20 protein-coding genes are annotated in these 19,826 nt (G+C 74.3%); 11 read left to right on the top strand and 9 right to left on the bottom strand.

What is annotated here, in order from left to right; genetic code table 11:
* Positions 1-54 precede the first annotated feature (54 nt).
* Together C5507_RS14505 and C5507_RS14510 are read left to right on the top strand one after the other, a co-directional pair.
* Entirely contained in the window at positions 55-765 is a 711-nt protein-coding gene (locus tag C5507_RS14505) for a response regulator transcription factor (protein WP_104529228.1), read from the top strand.
* A 19-nt stretch (positions 766-784) separates the two neighbouring features.
* Positions 785-2,197, top strand: coding sequence for a sensor histidine kinase (locus C5507_RS14510; protein ID WP_104529229.1), 1,413 nt, complete (start codon positions 785-787; stop codon positions 2,195-2,197).
* On the opposite strand, the gene C5507_RS14515 is transcribed toward C5507_RS14510, so the two are convergent.
* Positions 2,161-3,144: a TAXI family TRAP transporter solute-binding subunit gene (locus tag C5507_RS14515; protein ID WP_158657613.1), complete on the bottom strand. Its 984-nt coding sequence runs from the start codon at positions 3,142-3,144 to the stop codon at positions 2,161-2,163. The two genes, C5507_RS14510 and C5507_RS14515, sit on opposite strands and share 37 nt — an antisense overlap.
* Positions 3,145-3,275: 131 nt before the next feature.
* Between C5507_RS14515 and C5507_RS14520 the strand changes: the two genes are divergently transcribed.
* From C5507_RS14520 to C5507_RS14530, 3 genes are all read left to right on the top strand, one after another.
* Positions 3,276-3,644: a hypothetical protein gene (locus tag C5507_RS14520; RefSeq protein WP_104529231.1), complete on the top strand. Its 369-nt coding sequence runs from the start codon at positions 3,276-3,278 to the stop codon at positions 3,642-3,644.
* 105 nt (positions 3,645-3,749) lie between these two features.
* A complete protein-coding gene (gene dxs, locus C5507_RS14525; protein ID WP_104529232.1) occupies positions 3,750-5,666 on the top strand; it encodes a 1-deoxy-D-xylulose-5-phosphate synthase in 1,917 nt (638 codons plus the stop codon).
* A 2-nt stretch (positions 5,667-5,668) separates the two neighbouring features.
* A complete protein-coding gene (locus C5507_RS14530; RefSeq protein WP_242611070.1) occupies positions 5,669-5,947 on the top strand; it encodes a thiamine-binding protein in 279 nt (92 codons plus the stop codon).
* Positions 5,948-6,079: 132 nt separating this feature from the next.
* Here the strand turns inward: C5507_RS14530 and C5507_RS14535 are convergent, their stop codons facing one another.
* Together C5507_RS14535 and C5507_RS14540 are read right to left on the bottom strand one after the other, a co-directional pair.
* Positions 6,080-8,164 (bottom strand): 3-hydroxyacyl-CoA dehydrogenase NAD-binding domain-containing protein, encoded by a 2,085-nt coding sequence (locus tag C5507_RS14535; RefSeq protein ID WP_104529234.1) that lies wholly within the window; start codon positions 8,162-8,164, stop codon positions 6,080-6,082.
* Positions 8,165-8,237: 73 nt separating this feature from the next.
* On the bottom strand, positions 8,238-9,440 hold the full coding sequence (locus tag C5507_RS14540; protein WP_104529235.1) for a thiolase family protein: 1,203 nt from the start codon (positions 9,438-9,440) through the stop codon (positions 8,238-8,240).
* A gap of 238 nt (positions 9,441-9,678) precedes the next feature.
* Here C5507_RS14540 and C5507_RS14545 point away from each other — a divergent pair, with 238 nt between their 5' ends.
* Positions 9,679-10,740 carry a sugar ABC transporter substrate-binding protein gene (locus tag C5507_RS14545; RefSeq protein ID WP_242611069.1) on the top strand — a complete coding sequence of 354 codons (1,062 nt, stop codon included), beginning with the start codon at positions 9,679-9,681 and terminating at the stop codon, positions 10,738-10,740.
* Positions 10,741-10,871: 131 nt separating this feature from the next.
* Here C5507_RS14545 and C5507_RS14550 read toward each other — a convergent pair whose 3' ends face one another.
* Positions 10,872-11,369: a cupin domain-containing protein gene (locus tag C5507_RS14550; protein WP_104529237.1), complete on the bottom strand. Its 498-nt coding sequence runs from the start codon at positions 11,367-11,369 to the stop codon at positions 10,872-10,874.
* Between the two features lie 57 nt (positions 11,370-11,426).
* Here C5507_RS14550 and C5507_RS14555 point away from each other — a divergent pair, with 57 nt between their 5' ends.
* Complete coding sequence (locus C5507_RS14555) at positions 11,427-12,095, top strand: TetR/AcrR family transcriptional regulator (RefSeq protein ID WP_104529238.1); 669 nt, start codon at positions 11,427-11,429, stop codon at positions 12,093-12,095.
* Between the two features lie 45 nt (positions 12,096-12,140).
* On the opposite strand, the gene C5507_RS14560 is transcribed toward C5507_RS14555, so the two are convergent.
* Both C5507_RS14560 and C5507_RS14565 read right to left on the bottom strand, forming a co-directional pair.
* Positions 12,141-13,331 carry a ribonuclease D gene (locus C5507_RS14560; protein WP_242611068.1) on the bottom strand — a complete coding sequence of 397 codons (1,191 nt, stop codon included), beginning with the start codon at positions 13,329-13,331 and terminating at the stop codon, positions 12,141-12,143.
* 183 nt (positions 13,332-13,514) lie between these two features.
* Complete coding sequence (locus C5507_RS14565) at positions 13,515-14,147, bottom strand: DUF3000 domain-containing protein (RefSeq protein WP_104529240.1); 633 nt, start codon at positions 14,145-14,147, stop codon at positions 13,515-13,517.
* Between the two features lie 104 nt (positions 14,148-14,251).
* Here C5507_RS14565 and hemE point away from each other — a divergent pair, with 104 nt between their 5' ends.
* The 3 genes from hemE to hemQ all read left to right on the top strand — a co-directional run bounded on the left by hemE (position 14,252) and on the right by hemQ (position 17,758).
* Complete coding sequence (hemE, locus tag C5507_RS14570; protein WP_104529241.1) at positions 14,252-15,355, top strand: uroporphyrinogen decarboxylase; 1,104 nt, start codon at positions 14,252-14,254, stop codon at positions 15,353-15,355.
* Positions 15,352-16,722, top strand: coding sequence for a protoporphyrinogen oxidase (gene hemG, locus C5507_RS14575; protein WP_104529242.1), 1,371 nt, complete (start codon positions 15,352-15,354; stop codon positions 16,720-16,722). Before hemE ends, hemG begins: the two co-directional genes overlap by 4 nt.
* Before the next feature lie 325 nt (positions 16,723-17,047).
* Positions 17,048-17,758, top strand: coding sequence for a hydrogen peroxide-dependent heme synthase (hemQ, locus tag C5507_RS14580; protein WP_104529243.1), 711 nt, complete (start codon positions 17,048-17,050; stop codon positions 17,756-17,758).
* 93 nt (positions 17,759-17,851) lie between these two features.
* Here the strand turns inward: hemQ and msrB are convergent, their stop codons facing one another.
* The gene (msrB, locus tag C5507_RS14585; protein WP_104529244.1) at positions 17,852-18,271 is read right to left on the bottom strand and encodes a peptide-methionine (R)-S-oxide reductase MsrB; all 420 of its coding nucleotides are present in this window, start codon (positions 18,269-18,271) and stop codon (positions 17,852-17,854) included.
* A 143-nt stretch (positions 18,272-18,414) separates the two neighbouring features.
* On the opposite strand from msrB, the gene C5507_RS14590 reads away from it, so the two are divergent.
* A complete protein-coding gene (locus C5507_RS14590; RefSeq protein WP_104529245.1) occupies positions 18,415-18,891 on the top strand; it encodes a hypothetical protein in 477 nt (158 codons plus the stop codon).
* Between the two features lie 64 nt (positions 18,892-18,955).
* Here the strand turns inward: C5507_RS14590 and C5507_RS14595 are convergent, their stop codons facing one another.
* Positions 18,956-19,159 carry a cold-shock protein gene (locus C5507_RS14595; RefSeq protein WP_040339721.1) on the bottom strand — a complete coding sequence of 68 codons (204 nt, stop codon included), beginning with the start codon at positions 19,157-19,159 and terminating at the stop codon, positions 18,956-18,958.
* A 147-nt stretch (positions 19,160-19,306) separates the two neighbouring features.
* A complete protein-coding gene (locus tag C5507_RS14600; protein ID WP_104529246.1) occupies positions 19,307-19,735 on the bottom strand; it encodes a hypothetical protein in 429 nt (142 codons plus the stop codon).
* Positions 19,736-19,826 lie beyond the last annotated feature (91 nt).

A 19,826-nucleotide genomic window follows, 5' to 3' on the forward strand; every position in this document is an offset into this window, starting at 1 on the left:
CTTGACGTTCTCCTAACGTCGCCGGGACCACGGGACGAGGACGGGAGGCGGGACGTGCGGGTGCTGCTCGTCGAGGACGACGACCGGGTGGCCGCGGCCCTGGGCGACGTGCTCCGCCGCCACGGCGTGCTCGTGCAGCGGGTCTCCTCCGGGCAGGCGGCGCTGGCGGCCCACCCGGTCGACCTGGTCCTGCTGGACCTGGGGCTGCCGGACATGGACGGCCTGGCCGTGTGCCGGGCGCTGCGCCGCGTCGTGGACGTGCCGATCATCGCGGTCACCGCGCGCGCCGAGGAGCGCGAGCGGATCGCCGGGCTGCGTGCCGGCGCCGACGACTACGTGGTGAAGCCCTACAGCAGCGCGGAGCTGCTGGCCCGCATGGAGGCGGTGCTGCGGCGCAGCCACCGGGGCCGTCCCGACGGCGCGGCGGTGCCGGCCGCCGCGCCGCCGGCCGCGGCCCCGGCGCCGGTCATCCGGCTGGGCGCGCTCGAGATCGAGCCGGCCGCCCGGCGGGCGACGCTCGCCGGTGCGGAGCTCAAGCTGTCCCGCAAGGAGTTCGACCTGCTGGCCGTGCTGGCCGGTGCGCACGGTGCGGTGTGCTCGCGGGAGCTGCTGCTGGACCGGGTCTGGGGAGCCACCATCTTCGGCTCCACCCGGACCCTGGACGTGCACGTCGCGACCCTGCGCGCAAAGCTCGGTGACCCCGACCTCGTGGAGACCGTGCGGGGCGTGGGGTACCGGATGCGCTCGGTCGTCCCGCTGCCGTGACCGCCTCCGGAGGGTGCCGATGAGGCGCCGCCTGGTCGCGCTGCTCCTCGGGCTGGTCGCCGTGGTCCTGGTGGCCGTGGAGGTGCCGCTGGCGGCCAGCTACGCGCAGTCGCGCACCCAGGAGCTGCTCATCGACCGCACCGGGGACACCGCGCGGCTGGCGCGGCTGGCCGCCCCCGCCCTCGCCCGGGGCGCGGTCGAGACCCTCGAACCGGAGGTGCAGGCCTACGCCGGGCTGTACGGGATCCGGGTGGAGGTGCGCGGCGTGGACGGCGAGGTGCTGCTCAGCTCCGGAGGGGGCGAGGGGCAGGTGACCGACGGGAGCCAGGCGCTGGCCCAGGCGCTGGCCGGCCGGCGGTCCAGCCCGCCGCCCACCGTGCTGCCCTGGCGGGCGGCGCCGGTCACGGTCGCCGAGCCGGTGCTGCGCGGCAGCGAGGTGGCCGGGGCCGTCGTCACGGTCTCGCCGACCGGGCAGCTGGTCCGGGGCGTCGTCCTCTACTGGGCCGTGCTGGCGGTCGCCGGGTTGCTCGTGCTGGGCCTGGTCGCGGTGTCCACCTGGCCGCTGTCCCGGTGGATCCTGCGTCCGGTGCACCGGCTGGACGACGCCGTGCACACGCTCACCACCGGTGACCTCGACGCCCGGGCCGAGGTGGGCCACGGACCGCCCGAGCTGCGCCGGCTGATCGCCGACTTCAACCGGATGGCCGAGGCGATCCGCACGTCGAGCGCGCAGCAGCGCGCCCTGGTCGCCGACGTCTCCCACCAGCTCCGCAACCCCCTGACCGCGCTGCAGCTGCGGGTGGACGCGCTGGAGTCGGGCCTCGTCCCCGCCGCCCGCGGTGACCACCGGCTGGCGATGGACGAGATCCGGCGGCTGACCCAGGTGCTCGACGACACCCTGGCGATGGCGCGGGCGCAGGAGGATCGCGGCGCTCCGGTGGCCGTCGACCTGGCGGCGTGCGTCCGCGAGCGCCTCCGGGTGTGGAGCGACGCCGCCGAGGCCGGCGGTACCGAGATGCACCTGACCGCCGAGGGCTCGGCCTGGGTGCTGACCCCACCGGGGGCGCTGGACACGGTGCTCGACGCGGTGCTGCACAACGCCCTGCGGTTCACCCCCGGCGGCACGGTCCGGGTCTCGGTCGGGGATGGGCCGGAGGGGCGGGTCGAGCTCCTGGTCGCCGACGACGGTCCGGGGCTGCCGCCGGAGCAGTGCGCCGCCGCGACCCGGCGCTTCTGGCGGGGACCCGACCAGCAGAACGTGCCCGGCTCCGGCCTGGGCCTGGCGATCGCCAGGACGCTGGTGGAGCGGTGCGGGGGCACGCTCGCCGTCCGCCCCGCCGCACCGCACGGCCTGTGCGTGGAGGTCCTCCTGCCGCGGCTCGAGGCCGTGCCGGCTCAGCTGCCGTCGACGCCCGGTTTCGCTGCCCGGTAGTAGGCGGCCGCGCCCGGGTGCAGCGGCACCGGCGTGGTGGTGATCGCGCTGCGCAGGTCGAGGTGCCGGGCCTCCGGGTGCGCCGCGAGCAGGTCCGCCTGGGAGGCGAACAGCGTGCTGGTGAGCGCCTCGGCCAGGTCGTCGGGCATGTCCGCCCGCACCAGCAGCAGGTTCGGCACGCCGATGCCGCTGACGTCGGCCGGCAGCCCGTAGACGCTGGCCCGGATGGTCTGCTCGACGACGTACTCGACGTGGTGCGCGCGCATGGTCACGAGCAGGTCGTCGGTGGGCAGGAGTCGCACCGGCACTGTGTCGACCAGCTCCTGGATGCCCTCGGTGGGGAGCCCGCCGGACCAGAAGAAGGCGTCCAGCCGCCCGGCCGCCAGGGCCTCGGCCGAGTCACCGACGCCGAGCCGCTGGGTGAGCGCCGACCGCTCGCCGGTCACCCCGGCGACCTCGAGCAGCCGCACCGCGGTCAGCTCGGTCCCGGACCCGGGGGCGCCGACGGAGACGCGCAGGCCCGTGAGGTCGGCGACCCGCTGGGCGGGGGAGTCGGCGGGGACCACGACGTGCACCGCGTTGGTGTAGAGCCGGGCGATCGCGCGGACCGGGACCGGCGCGTCGAACGGGCCGCTGCCGGTGACCGCCTCCGCGGCGGTGTCGGCGAGCGCGAACGCGACGTCGGCGTTGCCGTCGGCCAGCCGCCGGATGTTGTCGACCGAGCCGCTGGTGACCGCGGCGGTGGCGTCGGAGCCGGGCAGCTCGGCGGCGAGGGCCTCGGCCAGCCCGCGCCCGTAGCGGTAGTAGACGCCGGAGGATTCCCCGGCGGCGATGACCAGCTCGGCAGGGGGCTCGGCCACCTCCGCGCCCGTGGCGCAACCGGCCAGCAGGGCGCCGACCAGGCATGCCGTGGTCAGCGCCGCACGCGCTCCCGCCCTGCGTCGCACGCCCACCTCCGCACCCGGTGCTGTCGGCGGGAACCCTAGCCCGGCCAGCGGGGGGTGGACCGGACGTCACGGTTCGAACGCATGTGCGAGCCGGTGTTCCGTGTCGGGCAGCCGGGGGTGACACTGGCGGGGTGGGAGCGACGGTGCCGCCGGGCTGGCCGGAAGAGGTGCGCCCACCGGGGGCACCGGACTGGGAGCGCACCGCCGTCGCCTGGCTCTTCGACCTCGTGCCGCCGGACTACCGGGCGCACGAGGTGCTGCGCCGGTACCCGGTGCTGCTCGCCCGGTTCGCCGCCGACCACGTCGCGGCCGGGGTGGAGGCGGCCCGGAAGGGCTGGCGGACCGTCCGCGTCGAGCTCGCCGACCAGCTGCCGGCCGAGGCGATCGAGGCGGCGATCACGGCGTACGAGCGCGAGGGCACCCGGCTGGCCGCCGCCGTCCGCGGTGTCGAGGTGGTCGGCGGCGCACTGCGCGGTGAGCGGTGGGTGCCCCGGCTCTGAGAGGGCGCGATCTTGCTCGCCCCTGCCCGCACCCGTTCCGCGACTACAGTGGACCGGCGGCCTCCGTCCGGCCGTGCTGCCCATGGAGAGAGGACACCGCGAGCCGTGCCGCTCCTGCGATCGCTCCGGGGCCCGGAGGACCTGCGGGCCCTCCCCCCCGAGCAGCTCCCCGCCCTCGCGGCGGAGATCCGTGACGCGCTGGTCGCCAGCGTGGCCAAGACCGGGGGCCACCTGGGCCCGAACCTCGGCTGCGTCGAGCTGACCATCGCCCTGCACCGGGTGTTCGAGTCCCCGCGCGAGCCGATCGTCTTCGACACCGGCCACCAGTCCTACGTGCACAAGATGCTCACCGGCCGGGTCGAGGAGTTCGAGCGGCTGCGCCAGCGGGGCGGCCTCTCCGGGTACCCCAGCCGTGCCGAGAGCGAGCACGACTGGGTGGAGAACAGCCACGCCTCCACGTCCCTGTCCTACGCCGACGGCCTGGCCAAGGCCTTCGCCATCCGCGGGGACGAGCGGCCCGTCGTCGCCGTGGTGGGCGACGGCGCGCTGACCGGTGGCATGGCCTGGGAGGCGCTGAACAACATCGCCGCCGCGCAGGACCGCCCGGTCGTCATCGTCGTCAACGACAACGGCCGCTCCTACTCGCCGACCATCGGTGGCGTCGCCGACGCGCTGGCTACCCTGCGGCTGCGCCCGGGCTACGAGAACGCGCTCCTGCAGGTGCGCCAGGCGCTGCACAAGGCGCCGGTCGTCGGCTCGGCGCTGTACGACGCGCTGCACGCCATCAAGAAGGGCCTCAAGGACGTCCTGTCACCCCAGGGCATGTTCGAGGACCTCGGCATGAAGTACGTCGGCCCCGTCGACGGGCACGACATCGAGGTCATGGAGTCGGCGCTGCGCCGGGCCCGCTCCTTCGGCGGGCCGGTCATCGTCCACGCCGTCACCACCAAGGGCTTCGGCTACCCGCCGGCCGAGACCGACCAGATCGACGCCTGGCACGCGACCGGCGTGTTCGACCCCGACAGCGGCACCAGTGCTGCCGCCGCCCGCGACTGGACGACAGCGTTCTCCGACGAGCTCGTGCGCATCGGCGCCGAGCGCTCCGACGTCGTGGCCATCACCGCGGCGATGCTGCACCCCACGGGGCTGGCCGCCTTCGCCGAGCGGTTCCCCGAGCGCACCTTCGACGTCGGCATCGCCGAGCAGCACGCCCTCACCTCGGCCGCCGGCCTGGCGATGGGCGGGCTGCACCCCGTCGTCGCCGTCTACTCGACCTTCCTCAACCGCGCGTTCGACCAGCTGCTCATGGACGTCGCGCTGCACCGCCAGCCGGTCACGGTGGTGCTGGACCGGGCCGGGGTCACCGGCACCGACGGCGCCTCGCACAACGGCATGTGGGACATGTCGATCCTGTCGGTCGTCCCGGGCATCCGCCTGGCCGCGCCGCGGGACGAGCCGACGCTGCGCGAGGCGCTGCGCGAGTCGGTCGCGGTCACCGACGGGCCGACCGTCGTCCGCTTCCCGAAGGGTGCGCCGCCGGTCGACATCCCCGCGCTCGAGCGGCGCGGCCCGGTGGACGTGCTCCGCCGGGACGAGCGTCGCGACGTGCTGCTCGTCGCCGTCGGCTCGATGGTGCCGATGTGCCTGGCCGCTGCCGAGCGCGCCGCCGACCACGGCATCGGCGTCACCGTCGTCGACCCGCGCTGGGTGCTCCCGGTGGCCGGCGAGCTGCTCGACCTGGCCGCCGGCTACCGGCTCGTCGTCACCGTCGAGGACGGCGGCCGTGCCGGGGGAGTGGGCACCACGCTCACCCAGGCGCTGCAGGACCGCGGCGTCGACGTGCCGGTGCGGGCCATGGGTCTGCCGCAGCAGTTCTTCGACCACGGCAGCCGCGGTCAGGTGCTCGCCGATGCCGGGCTCACCGAGCAGGACGTCGCCCGCCGGATCGCCGAGTGGACCTCGCGGCTGGCCGAGTACCGCGAGACCGCCGTCGCCGAGCGGGTCGACGGGGCCCAGCAGTGACGGTGATCGCCGAGATCCAGGTGGCGCCGTCGCCGGCGGGCACCGCGGACGACCCGCACGCGCACGTCGAGGCCGCGATCGCGGTCATCCAGGCGTCGGGGCTGCGCTACGAGGTCGGGGCGCTGGGCACCACGCTCGAAGGGGACGCCGACGAGGTGTGGGCCACCTTGCGCGCCGTCCACGAGGCGATGCTGGTGGCCGGCGCGGACGCCGGGCTCTCGCACATCAAGGTCGCCTCGGTGAACCGCACGATGGACAGCCTCACCGCCAAGTTCCGCTGAGGCGTCGGTAGCCCCCGGGGCGCGTCCCCAGGCGAGGAGCGCCGTCCTCCCTCACGGCAGAGGGTCCTACCTCACTGTCGGCCGTGAGGTAGGACCCCCGGTGATCAGGTGACCTGATCGTGGACCTGCGGGTCAGGCGGGCAGCGAGGCCACGCCCTCCGGCAGGAACCGCGAGCCGGTGACCTTCTCGGAGACGCCGGTCCGGTCCAGGTAGGCGGAGATGCCGCCCAGCCAGAACGGCCACCCGGCGCCGAGGACCATGCACAGGTCGATGTCCTGCACCGCCTGCACGACGCCCTCGTCCAGCATCAGCCGGATCTCCTGCGCCAGCGCCTCGACCGCGCGGTCGTGCACCTGCTGCCCGGTGAGCGGGGAGTCGCCGGCGAAGGCGTCCACGAGCTCCGGGTCCACGACACCGGGCTCGGAGAACACGCTGCCCTTGCCCAGCTCGACGACCTTGCGCAGCCCCTCGCCGACGGCGAACCGGTCGGGGAACGCCTCGTGCATCCGCTCGGCCACGTGCAGCGCGACCGCCGGGCCGACGAGCGACAGCAGCTCGAACGGCGTCATCGGCAGGCCCAGCGGGTCGAGCGCCCGCTCGGCCACCTCGACCGGCGTGCCCTGCTCCACGGCCGCGGTGACCTCACCCAGGAAGCGGGTGAGCAGCCGGTTGACCACGAACGCCGGGGCGTCGGCCACCAGCACGCAGCTCTTCTTCAGCGACTTCCCGACGGCGAAGGCCGTGGCCAGCGTGGCGTCGTCGGTCTGCTCGGCGCGCACGACCTCCAGCAGCGGCAGGACCGCCACCGGGTTGAAGAAGTGCAGGCCGACCACGCGCTCCGGGTGCTCGAGCTTGGCGGCCATCTCGGTCACCGACAGCGCCGAGGTGTTGGTCGCCAGCACGCACTCGGGCGAGACGACGGCCTCGACGTCGCGGAACACCTGCTGCTTGACCGACATCTCCTCGAACACCGCTTCGATGACGAGGTCGGCGTCGGCGAAGGCGTCCTTGGAGAGCGACCCGGTGACCAGGCCCTTGAGCTGGTTGAGCTTGTCGGGGCTCAGCCGGCCGCGCTGGGCCAGCTCGTCCAGCTCGCCGTGCACGTAGGCCACGCCCTTGTCCACGCGGGCCTGGTCGATGTCGGTCAGCACGACCGGCACCTTCAGCTGCCGCACGAACAGCATGGCCAGCTGCGAGGCCATGAGCCCCGCGCCCACGACGCCGACCTTGGTGACCGTGCGGGCGAGCTTCCGGTCCGGCGCGCCGGCCGGCCGCTTGGCCCGCTTGTTGACCAGGTCGAAGGAGTAGAGCGAGGCCCGCAGCGGGTCGCTCATCAGGAGTTCGGCGAGGGCGTCGTCCTCGGCCGCGGTGCCGACGGTGAAGGCGTCGTCCTCGATGCCGTTGCGCGCCAGGTCGAGCAGGTCCACCGAACGGACGGCGCCCGGGGAGGCGTTCCGGGTGCGCGCGGCGACGATGCCGCGGGCCCGCTCGATGGCGGCGTCCCACGCGGACCGGTCCACCTCGGGACGGGGAGGCGTCACCGAGCCGCCCAGCACGCCGACGGCCCACTCGAGCGACTGCTCCAGGAAGTCGGCGGGCTCCAGGACGACGTCGGCGATGCCCAGCGTCGCCGCCTTGGGCGCCGGGGTCATCTTGTTCTGCGCCAGGGCGTTCTCGACGACCACCGTGACGGCGGCGTCGATGCCGATCAGGTTCGGCAGCAGCTGTGTGCCGCCCCAGCCCGGGACCAGCCCGAGGAACGCCTCGGGGAAGGCGACCAGGGCCGTCGAGGCCATGGTCCGGTACCGGCAGTGCAGCGCCAGCTCCAGCCCGCCGCCGAGCGCCACGCCGTTGACGAAGGCGAAGGTCGGGATCGACGAGTCCTTGAGCCGCCGGAACACGCGGTGCCCGGTCTCGGCGACCTCCCGGGCCTGATCGGTCGAGGCGATCGACGGGACGCCGGAGAGGTCGGCGCCGACGGCGAAGACGAACGGCTTGCCCGTGACGGCGATGGCCGCAGGCGCGGGGGAGTGCGCCGCGATCTCGTCCAGGGCGGCGTCCAGGGACGCGAGCCCGCCCGGGCCGAAGGTGGAGGGCCGGGTGTGGTCGTGCCCGTTGTCCAGCGTGACCAGCGCGATCTCACCGGCCAGGCCCGGGTAGGACAGGAACCGCACCTTCGCGGAGGTGACGACCTCGTTCTCGAACACCGCGCTCACTTGATCTCCTCGCTGGCGCTCGTCGGCCACGTTCGCGGCGCTGCTGTGCTCATCGGTTCGCTCGCAAGCTCGCTCACTTGTCGCCCTCCCAGTTCGGGTTCTCCCAGATCACGGTGGCGCCCATGCCGAGGCCCACGCACATGGCGGTGAGGCCGTACCGGACGTCGGGGTGCTCGGCGAACTGCCGGGACAGCTGTGTCATGAGCCGGACGCCGGAGGAGGCCAGCGGGTGGCCGACGGCGATGGCGCCGCCCCACGGGTTGACGCGCTCGTCGTCGTCGGCGATGCCGAAGTGGTCCAGGAACGCCAGCACCTGGACGGCGAAGGCCTCGTTCAGCTCGAACAGGCCGATGTCGTCGATGGTCAGGCCGGTGCGGGACAGCGCACGCTCCGTCGACGGCACCGGGCCCACGCCCATGACCTCCGGCTCGACGCCGACGAAGCCGTAGCCGACCAGGCGCATGCCGATGTCCAGGCCCAGCTCCTGGGCGACGTCCTCCGCGGCCAGCAGGCAGCCGGTGGCGCCGTCGTTGAGGCCCGCGGCGTTTCCGGCGGTCACGTGCCCGTGCGGGCGGAACGGGGTCTTCAGCGTGGCCAGCTGCTCCAGCGTCGTGCCGGGGCGCGGCGGCTCGTCGACGGTCGCGACGCCCCAGCCGTGCTCGGCCGATCGGGTCGCCACGGTCACGAGCTCCGGCCCGATCTGGCCGTTGGCGACGGCCTTCGCGTACTTCTGCTGGCTGGCCAGCGCGAAGGCGTCGGCCCGCTCCTTGGTCAGGTGCGGGAACCGGTCGTGCAGGTTCTCCGCGGTCGAACCCATGACCAGCGCCGACTCGTCGACCAGCTTCTCGCTGAAGAAGCGCGGGTTCGGGTCGGCGCCCTCGCCCATCGGGTGGCGGCCCATGTGCTCGACGCCGCCGGCGATGGCGACGTCGTAGGCGCCGAAGGCGATGCCGCTGGCGGTCGTGGTCACGGCGGTCATCGCGCCGGCGCACATGCGGTCGATCGAGTAGCCGGGCACCGACTTCGGCAGACCGGCCAGCAGTGCGGCGGTCCGGCCGAGCGTCAGGCCCTGGTCGCCGATCTGGGTCGTGGCGGCGATGGCCACCTCGTCCACGCGGTCGGCGGGCAGCGCGGGGTTGCGGCGCAGGAGCTCGCGGATCACCCGGACGACGAGGTCGTCGGCGCGGGTCTCGGCGTAGATGCCCTTCGGACCGGCCTTGCCGAAGGGGGTGCGTACGCCGTCGACGAAGACGACCTCACGCAGCGAGCGGGACATGGGACCTCCGCAGGAGTCGACACCGCCCAGCAGGGGGCCGGGCAGCGCCCAAGTTACCCGTCGGTAACCGTCCGGCCAATGGCAGCCCCCTCGCGCGGGTCGGATGCCGTCGTGGTCACGGTCGGGCAACGGCCGAGGGGGTCCGTTGTGGTCGACGGCCGTCCGCGCGCACGATGGCCCGGCGGATTCCTCTGTAGCCCCAACGAAATGGCAGGTCCCCATGGTGCGACGGCACACAGTGACGACGGCCCTCGCGGCCGGCCTGGTGTTCGTCCTTGCCGCGTGCGGCGGCGACTCCGACAACGGCAGTGGCGGCAGTGGTGGTGACGCGGCGGGCAGGGTCGGCGTGATCCTCCCCGACACCGAGTCCTCGCCCCGCTGGGAGAATGCCGACCGCCCGCTGCTCGAGGCAGCCTTCGAGGACGCCGGCGTGGACTACGTCATCCAGAACGCCGAGGGCGACGCCCAGCGCATGGCGACCATCGCCGAGCAGATGATCGCCGAGGGCGTCACCGTCCTGGCGATCGTCAACCTGGACTCCGCCTCCGGCGCCCAGATCCAGGAGCAGGCCGTCCAGCAGGGTGTGGCGACGATCGACTACGACCGCCTCACCCTGGGTGGCTCGGCCGAGTACTACGTCTCCTACGACAACACCGAGGTGGGCCGCCTGCAGGGCCAGGGTCTCGCGGACTGCCTCGGCGCCGAGCCGGCGGAGATCGCCTTCCTCAACGGCTCGCCCGACGACAGCAACGCCACCTTGTTGTCCGAGGGTGCACACGAGATCCTCGACGGGATGTCGCAGTACACCCAGGTCGCCGAGCAGGCCGTCCCCGGCTGGGAGCCCGACACCGCCGCGATGATCTTCGAGCAGATGTACACCCAGAACGGCGGCAACATCGAGGGCGTCCTCGCGGCCAACGACACGCTGGCCAACGCGGTCATCCAGATCCTGGCCCGCAACGGCGACGCGGGTGTCCCCGTCACCGGTCAGGACGCCTCGGTCGAGGGCCTGCAGAACATCCTCGCCGGCAACCAGTGCATGACCGTCTACAAGTCGGCCGAGCAGGAGGCCAACGCCCTCGCCGAGCTCGCGATCGCGCTGATCAACGGCGTGGAGGCCGAGACCAACGGCGAGGTCGAGGACACGGAGGGCGACCGCATGGTCCCGTCGGTGCTGCTGGACCCGGTCAGCATCACCCGCGAGAACGTGAAGGACGTCGTCGACGACGGCCAGGTCACGGCCGAGGAGCTGTGCACCGGCGAGTTCGCCGCCGCCTGCACCGAGCTCGGTATCCAGTAGCCCCTACCGGCGGGCCGCCCTCCTCCTCGGGGGGCGCACCGCCGGTCCTGGCTCTCGGGAGGGAGCGCTCGTGACCGGCCGCCGGGGTCGTGCGCACCCCAGGACGGTGCCGCGGAAGCGGTGGCGCCGGCTCAGTCGGTCGTGCCCGGTGGCGGGCCGAGGATCTCCACGCCGTGCAGCCGTGCCGTGTGGGCGAGTGCGGCTGGGTCGACCGGGCCAGGCTCGGGCAGTCGTCGGGCGCCGGCCGGGCGTCCGGCCGTGGCGGCGAACGTCTCGAACCCGCTGGGTGTGGTGATCTGCAGGGTGCGCAGCGGCTCGTCGGGGCCGACGAGGAAGGAGTGCCCCAGCCCGGCCGGCAGCAGCACGAAGTCACCCGGCCCGGCCGCCAGTCGCTGCCCGTCGCACAGGAAGGTGGCCCGCCCGCCGAGGACCAGGAACATCTCGTCCTCGACCGCGTGCCGGTGCACCGGCGGGGCGAAGCCCGGCGGGTTGAGGAACTCCACCACCGTCACCCGACCGCCGGTGTCGGCCCCGGTGGCCTTGACGGTGACGAGGTTGCCGAGGAACCAGAGCGCCTCGCCCTCGTCGGAGTGCAGCAGACGCGGGCGGGGAGCGGTCGGAGCGGTCATGGCCGACACCTTTCGATAGACACTGTCCATCCGATGTGCTCGTAGTATGTGCGCCCGATGGACGAGGTCAAGGCTTCCGGGCGCCGCCGCTACCGTTCACCGCTGCGGGAGGATGCTGCCCGTCGCACCCGGCGCGCGATCGTGGCCGCCGCATCCGATCTGTTCGTGGCCCGGGGCTACGCGGGGACGTCGCTGGCGGCGATCGCTGACGCGGCCGGCGTGGCCCGCCCCACGGTGTTCGCCGCTTACGGCTCCAAGGCCGCGCTGCTGCGCCAGGTGCTCGACCAGGCGCTGGCCGGGGACGACGAGCCGGTCCCGGTGGCGTCCCGGCCGTGGTTCGCCCCGGTGTGGGAGGCGCGCACACCCGCCGGCGTACTGGACGCCTACGCCACCGTGTGCGCGCTGATCGGCGAGCGTGCGGCAGCGGTGTTCGAGACGGTCCGCCGGGCGGCCGACGGTGCGCCGGAGGCCGCTGAACTGTGGGCGAGCCTGCAGCAGAACCGGCTCGCCGGGGCTCGCATGGTGATCGAGCACGTCCGCCGCGTCGGTGACCTGCGGCCCGGCCTGCAGGTGGAGCAGGCCGTCGACGTCCTGTGGATCTGGAACGACCCCGCGCACCACGCCGCGCTCGTCGACGAGCGGGGCTGGGCGCCGGAGGATTTCCGCGAGTGGTTGTCCGGACGCATGCGTGAGTCGCTGCTGCCTGCGGGCCCTGCTGCCGCCTGATCCGACGGGCGGAGCCGGGACGGGGCCGTGCCGACTCCGGAACGCTCAGGCGCGGTTGACGGCGTCGGTCAGCACGTCGAGGGTCATCTCGACCTGCCACTCGCGCGCGCCACCGGCGCGCAGCGCCCCGGCGACGGTCGCCGCCTCGCGGGGCTCCGGCGGGCTCCACGTGATCCGCCGCACCAGGTCGGGGGAGACGATGTTCTCCACCGGCACGGAGTGCTTCTCGGACAGCTCGGCGAGCCGCGCCCGCGCCGCCTGGAGGCGGGTGGCGGCGGCCGGGTCGCGGTCGGACCAGCGGTTCACCGGCGGGGGACCGTCGCCGGGCTTGCTGTGCAGCGGCAGCTCGTCCTCCGGGAGCGCCTTGCCGCGCGCGAGTGCGGTGAACCAGTGCGCCACCAGCCGGCGGTTGGCGCGGCCGCGGAACACCGGCAGCTCGAGCAGCGCCCCCTCGTTCTTCGGGTCGGCCTGCACGGCGGCGACCATCGCGGAGTCGGGGAGCACCCGTCCGGGGGCGACGTCGCGACGGCGGGCGAGCTCGTCGCGGGCCTCCCAGATGGCCCGGAGCATGCCCAGCTGGCGCCGGCTGCGCAGACCGTGCACGCCGGAGGTGCGCCGCCAGGGGTCCTGCTTCGGTGCCGGCGGGCCGGCGGCGAGGATCGCCTCGAACTCCTGCCGCGCCCACTCGGTCTTGCCCTGCTCCTCGAGGATCGCGGCGAGCGCGTCCCGTAGGTCCACGAGCACCTCGACGTCGAGGGCGGCGTAGACCAGCCACTCCTCGGGCAGCGGGCGGGTGCTCCAGTCGGCGGCGGAGTGGCCCTTCTGCAGCGAGAAGCCGAGCAGGGACTCCACCACCGCGCCCAGGCCGACCCGTGGGAGGCCGGCGAGGCGTGCGGCGAGCTCGGTGTCGAAGACCCGGGCAGGGACCAGGCCGATCTCGGCGAGGCACGGCAGGTCCTGGTTCGCCGCGTGCAGCACCCACTCGGCGTCGCCGATGGCGCCCTGGATGGCCGAGAGGTCCGGCAGCGGGACGGGGTCGACCAGCCCGGTGCCCGAGCCGGTGCGGCGCAGCTGGACCAGGTACGCCTTCTGGCCGTACCGGTAGCCGGACGCCCGCTCGGCGTCCACGGCGACGGGGCCGGTGCCGGCCCGCAGCGCCTCGGCGTACTCGACCAGCTGGGTGGAGTTCTCGATGACCGGGGGGAGCCCGTCGCGGGGGGCCAGCAGGGGAGTCACCGCCGGGGCGGTGTCGTCCTCCGGCTGCGGAGCGGGGTCGGTGCTCAGTTGCCGTCCACCTTCTTGCCGGTCCTCTTCGGTCGGTCCGCCGGCGCCCGGCCGGGTCCGCCGCGGTGCGACCGCGGGGTCCAGGAGTGAGGAGCACCGGCTCCGCGGGCAGTCGCCCGTCGTGCCGGTCCGATGTTAGAGAGTCTCGCTACCGACCCGGTCGGAGGGACCCAGCAGCCGCACCCCGGGCGGCGGGAGACCGGCCGCGTTGCCCAGCACCTCGAGCCACGCCAGCAGGTGCCGGTCGAGATCGGTGCCCTCGGCGGTCCACGAGGCGCGGATCTCCACGTCGACGGAGTGCTCGGGCCCGGCCAGCTCGCCGAAGCGGGTGGAGGCCGTGCGCGTGACGGTGCCGCCCACCGTGTGGTGGCCCGCCTCGGCCTCGCCGAGCGCGTCGGTCAGCCAGCTCCAGGCGACCTCGGAGAACATCGTGTCGTCGACCAGCTGCTCGTCGGTGGCCGCGGAGAGGTAGCCGACGCAGCGCATCGTGCCGTGCCAGGCCTCGTGGCCCTCCGGGTCGAAGAGCACGATGAACCGCGCGCTGGCGATCTCGCCGTCGTCCTCGTCGTCGCCGTCGGGGTCCGGCACCCGCGCGCCGATGGCGTGCGCGAACGGGGCCAGCCGCTTGGGCGCGGGGATGTGCTCCAGCTCGATCTCCGGGCGGACGCGGACGGCAGCCAGGGACTCCAGGGCCGCGCGGAAGACCGCGGGGACGTCGGCGACGTCCCCGGCGGGTTCCCCGGCATCTGCCAGGTTGCGCGGCTCCACGAATCGCAGAGTAGGCCGGGAAACACCAGGGGCCCGCAGACGCGCCGCACGGCACCGGACGCGGCGGGCACGCGTCCTGCCGTCGTCTGGGAGGATCGACGCTCGTGAGTCCCGCTCCCGCGTCGGTGTCCCCGGCCGATTCCGACCTCGTCCGCGCCGCACGTGGCCTCCCGGTGAGCCGGACCCCGGTGTGGTTCATGCGCCAGGCCGGGCGCTCGCTGCCCGAGTACCGGGAGCTGCGGGCCGGCACCAAGATGCTCGAGGCCTGCCAGGACCCCGACCTGATCACCGAGATCACCCTGCAGCCGGTGCGCCGGCACGGGGTGGACGCGGCGATCTTCTTCTCCGACATCGTGCTCCCGCTGGTCGTGGCGGGCATCGACATCGAGATCAAGCCGGGCATCGGCCCGGTCATCGCCTCCCCGGTGCGCACCGTCGCCGACGTCGACGCGCTGCCCGAGCTCGACCCCGACGCCCTGGAGTTCATCCGGACGGCGGTCGGCCGGCTGGTCGCCGAGCTCGGTGCGACGCCGCTCATCGGGTTCGCCGGCGCGCCCTTCACCCTCGCCACGTACCTGATCGAGGGCGGGCCATCCAAGGAGCACGCGCGCACCAAGGCGTTCATGCACGCCGAGCCGGAGGCCTGGTCGCGGCTCCTGGAACGGCTGGCGGTCTCCTCCTCGATGTTCCTGCGCGCGCAGGTCGATGCCGGCGCCTCGGCGGTGCAGCTGTTCGACTCGTGGGCCGGGGTGCTCTCGGCCGTGGACTACGCCGAGCGGGTCCTGCCGCACTCCCGGGCGGTCTTCGACGGGCTGGGCGACCGGGACGTGCCGCGCATCCACTTCGGCGTCGGCACCGGGGAGCTGCTGCCGCTGATCGGTCAGGCCGGGGCCGACGTCGTCGGCGTCGACTGGCGCGTGCCGCTGGACGAGGCCGCGCGGCGGGTCGGCCCCGGCTACTCCCTGCAGGGCAACCTCGACCCCGCGGTCCTGCTGGCCGACCGGGAGACCGTGGACCGCGAGGTCCGCCGCGTCGTCGAGCAGGGCCGCGCGGCACGCGGGCACGTCTTCAACCTGGGCCACGGCGTGCTCCCCGACACCGACCCCGGCGTGCTCACGCACGTCGTCGAGCTGGTGCACGAGCTCACGACCGGTCGGGCCGACCCCACCGCCCCGGCTCGGGCCCACCCCACCACCCCGGCCCGATGAGCGCGCGCCGGCTGGTCGTCGTCGGGGCGGGGATCACCGGCCTCGCCGCCGCCTTCGAGTGGCGGCGCCGGCGCCCCGACGACGAGATCGTCGTCCTCGAGGCCGGCGACCGGATCGGCGGCAAGCTGCACCGCATCCGGCTGGCCGGGCACTGGTACGACACCGGTCCGGAGGCGATGCTCGCGCGGGTGCCGGAGGCCGTGGCGCTGGTCGAGGCGCTCGGCCTGGGGGACCGGCTCGTCTCCCCGGCCACCACGCAGGCCTCGGTGGTGCTGCCGGAGGGGCGCTTCCCCCTGCCGGCCGGCACCGTGCTGGGCGTCCCGGCGTCGGCAGAGGGGCTGGACGGCTTCCTGTCCCCGGACGGCGTGGCGCGGGTGCGGGCGGAGGCGGACCTCCCGCCGCTGGACCTCGACGGCGACGTCGCCGTCGGCGGTCTGCTGCGCGAGCGGCTCGGCGACGAGGTGGTCGACCGGCTGGTCGAGCCGCTCCTCGGCGGTGTCTACGCCGGCCGGTCCGACGAGCTCTCCCTGCAGGCGACCATGCCCGCGCTGGCCGCGCAGCTGACCCGGGAGCGGTCGGTGCTCGCCGCCGCCGCTGCGGCCCGCACGGCCGGGAACCGCAGCCGGGGTGACGCCGACGGCCCGGTGTTCCGGACCGTGGACGAGGGCATCGGCTCACTGCCCGCCGCGCTCGTCGCCGCCTCGCGCGCCGACGTGCGGCTGCGCACCCCGGCCCATGCCGTGCGCCGGACCGCCACGGGTCTGGAGGTGCTGGCCGGTCCGGTGGCCGCCCCCGAGGTGCTCGTCGCCGACGCCGTCCTCGTCGCCGCCCCCGCGGGCAAGGCCGCCCGGCTGCTGCGCGACCTCGTGCCGGACGCGGTCGAGCCGCTGCAGGGCATCCCGTACGCCTCGATGGCCGTGGTGGCGATGGCCTTCCCCGCCCAGGACGTCGAGGCGGGGTCCGGGCTGCTGGTGCCCCCGGTGACCGGGCGCCTGGTCAAGGGCGTGACCGTGTCGTCGACCAAGTGGCCGCACCTGGGCGACGACGTCCTGCTGGTGCGGTCCTCGGTGGGCCGGTTCCGCGACGAGTCGGAGCTGCAGCGCACGGACGAGGACCTCGCCGCGGCCGTGGTGGCCGACGTGGCCGATCTGCTGGGGCTGTCGCGGCCGGAGCCGGTCGAGACGGCGGTCGCCCGCTGGGGCGGGGGCCTGCCGCAGTACCTGGTGGGCCACCCGGGCCGGGTGGACGCGATCCGCGGCGCGGTCAGCCGGGTGCCGGGGCTGGCGATCGCCGGAGCCGCGTTCCAGGGCGTGGGTCTGCCCGCCTGCATCCGGGACGCGCGGCACGCGGTCGACGCGCTCCTGTGAACCCGGGTGGACGTGGTGACGGCCACGGTGGACCGGGGCATGCCGCGTTCCCGGTCGGCGTTGGGAGTGCTGTGATCACCCGGCACCACCCGCACCGCGATCCCGCCGTCCCCCTCACCGCCACCCTCCGCTGCCTGCGCCACCACGTCTGGATGGCCGCCTGCGATGACTGCCGAGCCGCGCACACGGCCCGCGTCGAGACCAGGGCGGAGCACCCGAGCCGCCCGGACTGATCCGCCGGCCCCCGACGTCCTCCCGCGTGAGACCGCCCACGCTTTCCGCACCGTGGCCGATAGGCGCCTCCCCGGTGCGGGACAATGGCGGCATGAGCGAGGACCAGCGCAGCATCGGCAAGCGGGCGAACGAGCTGAACGACACCATCCGCTACACGATGTGGTCGGTGTTCAGGCTGGCCCGGCCGCTCGCCGACGAGGGTCGGCACCAGGTGGCCGCGGAGGTCGACGAGCTGTTCGCGGAGCTCGCCGGCAAGGATGTCGTCGTCCGCGGCACCTACGACGTCGCCGGCTTCCGGGCCGACGCCGACGTCATGGTCTGGTGGCACGCCGGTACCCCGGAGGCCCTGCAGGAGGCCTACACCCGCTTCCGCCGGACGGCGCTGGGGCGCAGCCTCGACCCCGTCTGGTCGCAGATGGCGCTGCACCGGCCCGCGGAGTTCAACCGCAGCCACATCCCGGCGTTCCTGGCCGACGAGGAGCCCCGGCGCTACATCTGCGTCTACCCGTTCGTGCGCTCCTACGAGTGGTACCTGCTCCCGGACGAGGAGCGGCGGGACATGCTCAAGGAGCACGGCATGCAGGCGCGCCCCTACCCGGACGTGCGCGCCAACACCGTGGCCGCGTTCGCGCTTGGCGACTACGAGTGGATGCTCGCCTTCGAAGCCGACGAGATGCACCGCATCGTCGACCTGATGCGCGACCTGCGGGCCAGCCGAGCGCGGCGGCACGTCCGCGAGGAGGTGCCGTTCTACAGCGGCGTCCGCAAGCCCGTCGCCGAACTCGTGGCCGACCTCGCCTGAACCCTTCCCTGCTTTTCCGCGGAAAAGCGGGACAACGACCGAGGGCGGTCACCGGTCGTTCGGTGACCGCCCTCAGGCGTACGGGGGTCGAACTCAGCCTTCGGTGGGCTGCAACCGGATCGAGACGCTGTTGATGCAGTAGCGGTCACCCGTGGGCGTCTGCGGGGCGTCGTCGAACAGGTGCCCCAGGTGGCTGTCGCAGGTGGCGCACAGCACCTCGGTGCGGACCATCCCGTAGCTGCGGTCCTCGCGGAGGATCACGTTGTCCTCGGCGGAGGCCTCGTAGAACGACGGCCACCCGCAGTGGGAGTCGAACTTCGTCTCCGAGCGGAACAGCTCGGCACCGCAGGCCCGGCACTCGTAGACGCCGACGGTCTTGGTGTCCACGTACTCACCGGTCCACGCACGCTCGGTGCCTGCCTGGCGGAGCACCGCGTACTCCTCCGGCGACAGCTGCGCCCGCCACTCCTCGTCGGTCTTGCTGACCCGGGGCTTCTCGGGGGAGGTCGTCATGCCCGGGTCAACGGTCACCGCAGGGCCGCCATTCCCCGCCGCTCACCGCCTCGCACCCGGTCGCCGGCCCGGGCAGGACGCTCGGCCACCCCCGCCGGGGGAGGCGGGGCGTCGGCACGCCGGGGGGCGGGGAGACTGGGGGAGTGACCTCCGCCCCGCAGCCGTCCGACGGCCTCCTGTCCGACACCTGGTTCGTCCGGGACCTGCCCGTGCTGCGGGCGATCGCCCGGCTGGTGGACGCGCCGCAGCACGGCGGCTCCCCCTACCTGCTCGGTGCGGTCGTGCCGGCGAGCGGCCTGCCGAAGGCCGACGTGGTCACCGCCGCGAAGGCCCTGGCGACGGCGGGGTACATCGAGCCGCTCACCAACCACGCCGGCGACATCGTGCGGATCACCGGCATCTCGGCCGAGGCCCGGCGGCTGGCCGGTCTCTGGCCGACCCCGCAGGGGGAGTGGGAACGGCTGCTCGAGCAGCTGACCGCACGGGCCGAGAAGGCGCCCACCGACGTCGAGCGGCAGCGCTGGCGGGCCTTCGCCGAGGCGGCCGCAGCGGTCGGCGAGCACGACGGCGCCCTGCTCATGTCGGCGCTCATCGGCGGCTACGTGCCGCGCGCCCGGTAGCGACGCTGAAACGACAGCGCCCCCACCCGGAGACCCGGGCGGGGGCGCTGTGCTGATCAGGTGATCAGAGCGGCGTGACGTTCGCAGCCTGCGGGCCCTTCTGGCCCTGCTCGATGTCGAACGCGATCCGCTGGCCTTCGTCGAGCGAGCGGTACCCGCTGGTCTGGATGGCCGAGTAGTGGACGAACACATCCGGTCCGCCGCCGTCAGGGGTGGCGAAGCCGAACCCCTTCTCCGCGTTGAACCACTTGACAGTTCCTTCGGGCATTGCTCGCTCCTAGCTGAGGTGGTGCATCGGGGTCCTGCCATATCGCAGGGCCTTCCCGACGCGCCCAACCCTAGCCAAAACCGGCGAGAAGGGAACAAGGCGCCGCACAACTGTGACCTGCGGCTCACCGTCGGTGCCCTCGTGCCGTCAGAGCAGGTGGCCGGGCTGCTCGGGGAAGGACGGCGCGACCCTGCGGTCCCGGCGGCGCCAGATGCTGCCGGAGGCGCCGACCTCGTAGGTCCCGCGGACCGGCGGGCGAGCCGGCGCCGGGGTGGGCGCCGCCGGCGGGGCGACCGGGTCGGCGCGCCACGAGCGGACGCCGATCGGCGCGGCGGGGAGCACCTCTACCGGCTCCCCGCCGTCCAGGCGGGCGACCAGGTCGGGGCCCCAGCGGCGGGCCGCCAGCTCGAGCCCGAGCAGCGCGGCCAGCGCGAGGGAGACGGCGAGGAAGGCGTCGGTGACCGCGGCGGCCACGTCGAGGGTGGTGACCTGCGGCCAACCCACGGACGCCAGGGAGTGGCCGATCATCTCGATGACGACGTAGACCACGCCGTACACCAGCAGCCAGGCCCTCACCGGTTCTCCTCCGTCGACGTCCAGACCTCCCATCGACCCGCGGTACCCCGGCCTGGAGCGGCAGCGGGCGTGCGGCCCGGTCGGCTCACCC

This window comes from Blastococcus saxobsidens, from assembly GCF_002938435.1.
GTDB classification, from domain to species: Bacteria; Actinomycetota; Actinomycetes; order Mycobacteriales; family Geodermatophilaceae; genus Blastococcus; species Blastococcus saxobsidens.

Coding starts and splice junctions, on each gene's coding strand:
- hemQ (WP_104529243.1), top strand. CDS start 17,048: ATGAGCGAGGACCAGCGCAGCATCGGCAAGCGGGCGAACGAGCTGAAC.
- C5507_RS14550 (WP_104529237.1), bottom strand. CDS start 11,369: ATGACCGCTCCGACCGCTCCCCGCCCGCGTCTGCTGCACTCCGACGAG.
- C5507_RS14595 (WP_040339721.1), bottom strand. CDS start 19,159: ATGCCCGAAGGAACTGTCAAGTGGTTCAACGCGGAGAAGGGGTTCGGC.
- hemG (WP_104529242.1), top strand. CDS start 15,352: ATGAGCGCGCGCCGGCTGGTCGTCGTCGGGGCGGGGATCACCGGCCTC.
- msrB (WP_104529244.1), bottom strand. CDS start 18,271: ATGACGACCTCCCCCGAGAAGCCCCGGGTCAGCAAGACCGACGAGGAG.
- C5507_RS14555 (WP_104529238.1), top strand. CDS start 11,427: ATGGACGAGGTCAAGGCTTCCGGGCGCCGCCGCTACCGTTCACCGCTG.
- C5507_RS14540 (WP_104529235.1), bottom strand. CDS start 9,440: ATGTCCCGCTCGCTGCGTGAGGTCGTCTTCGTCGACGGCGTACGCACC.
- C5507_RS14510 (WP_104529229.1), top strand. CDS start 785: ATGAGGCGCCGCCTGGTCGCGCTGCTCCTCGGGCTGGTCGCCGTGGTC.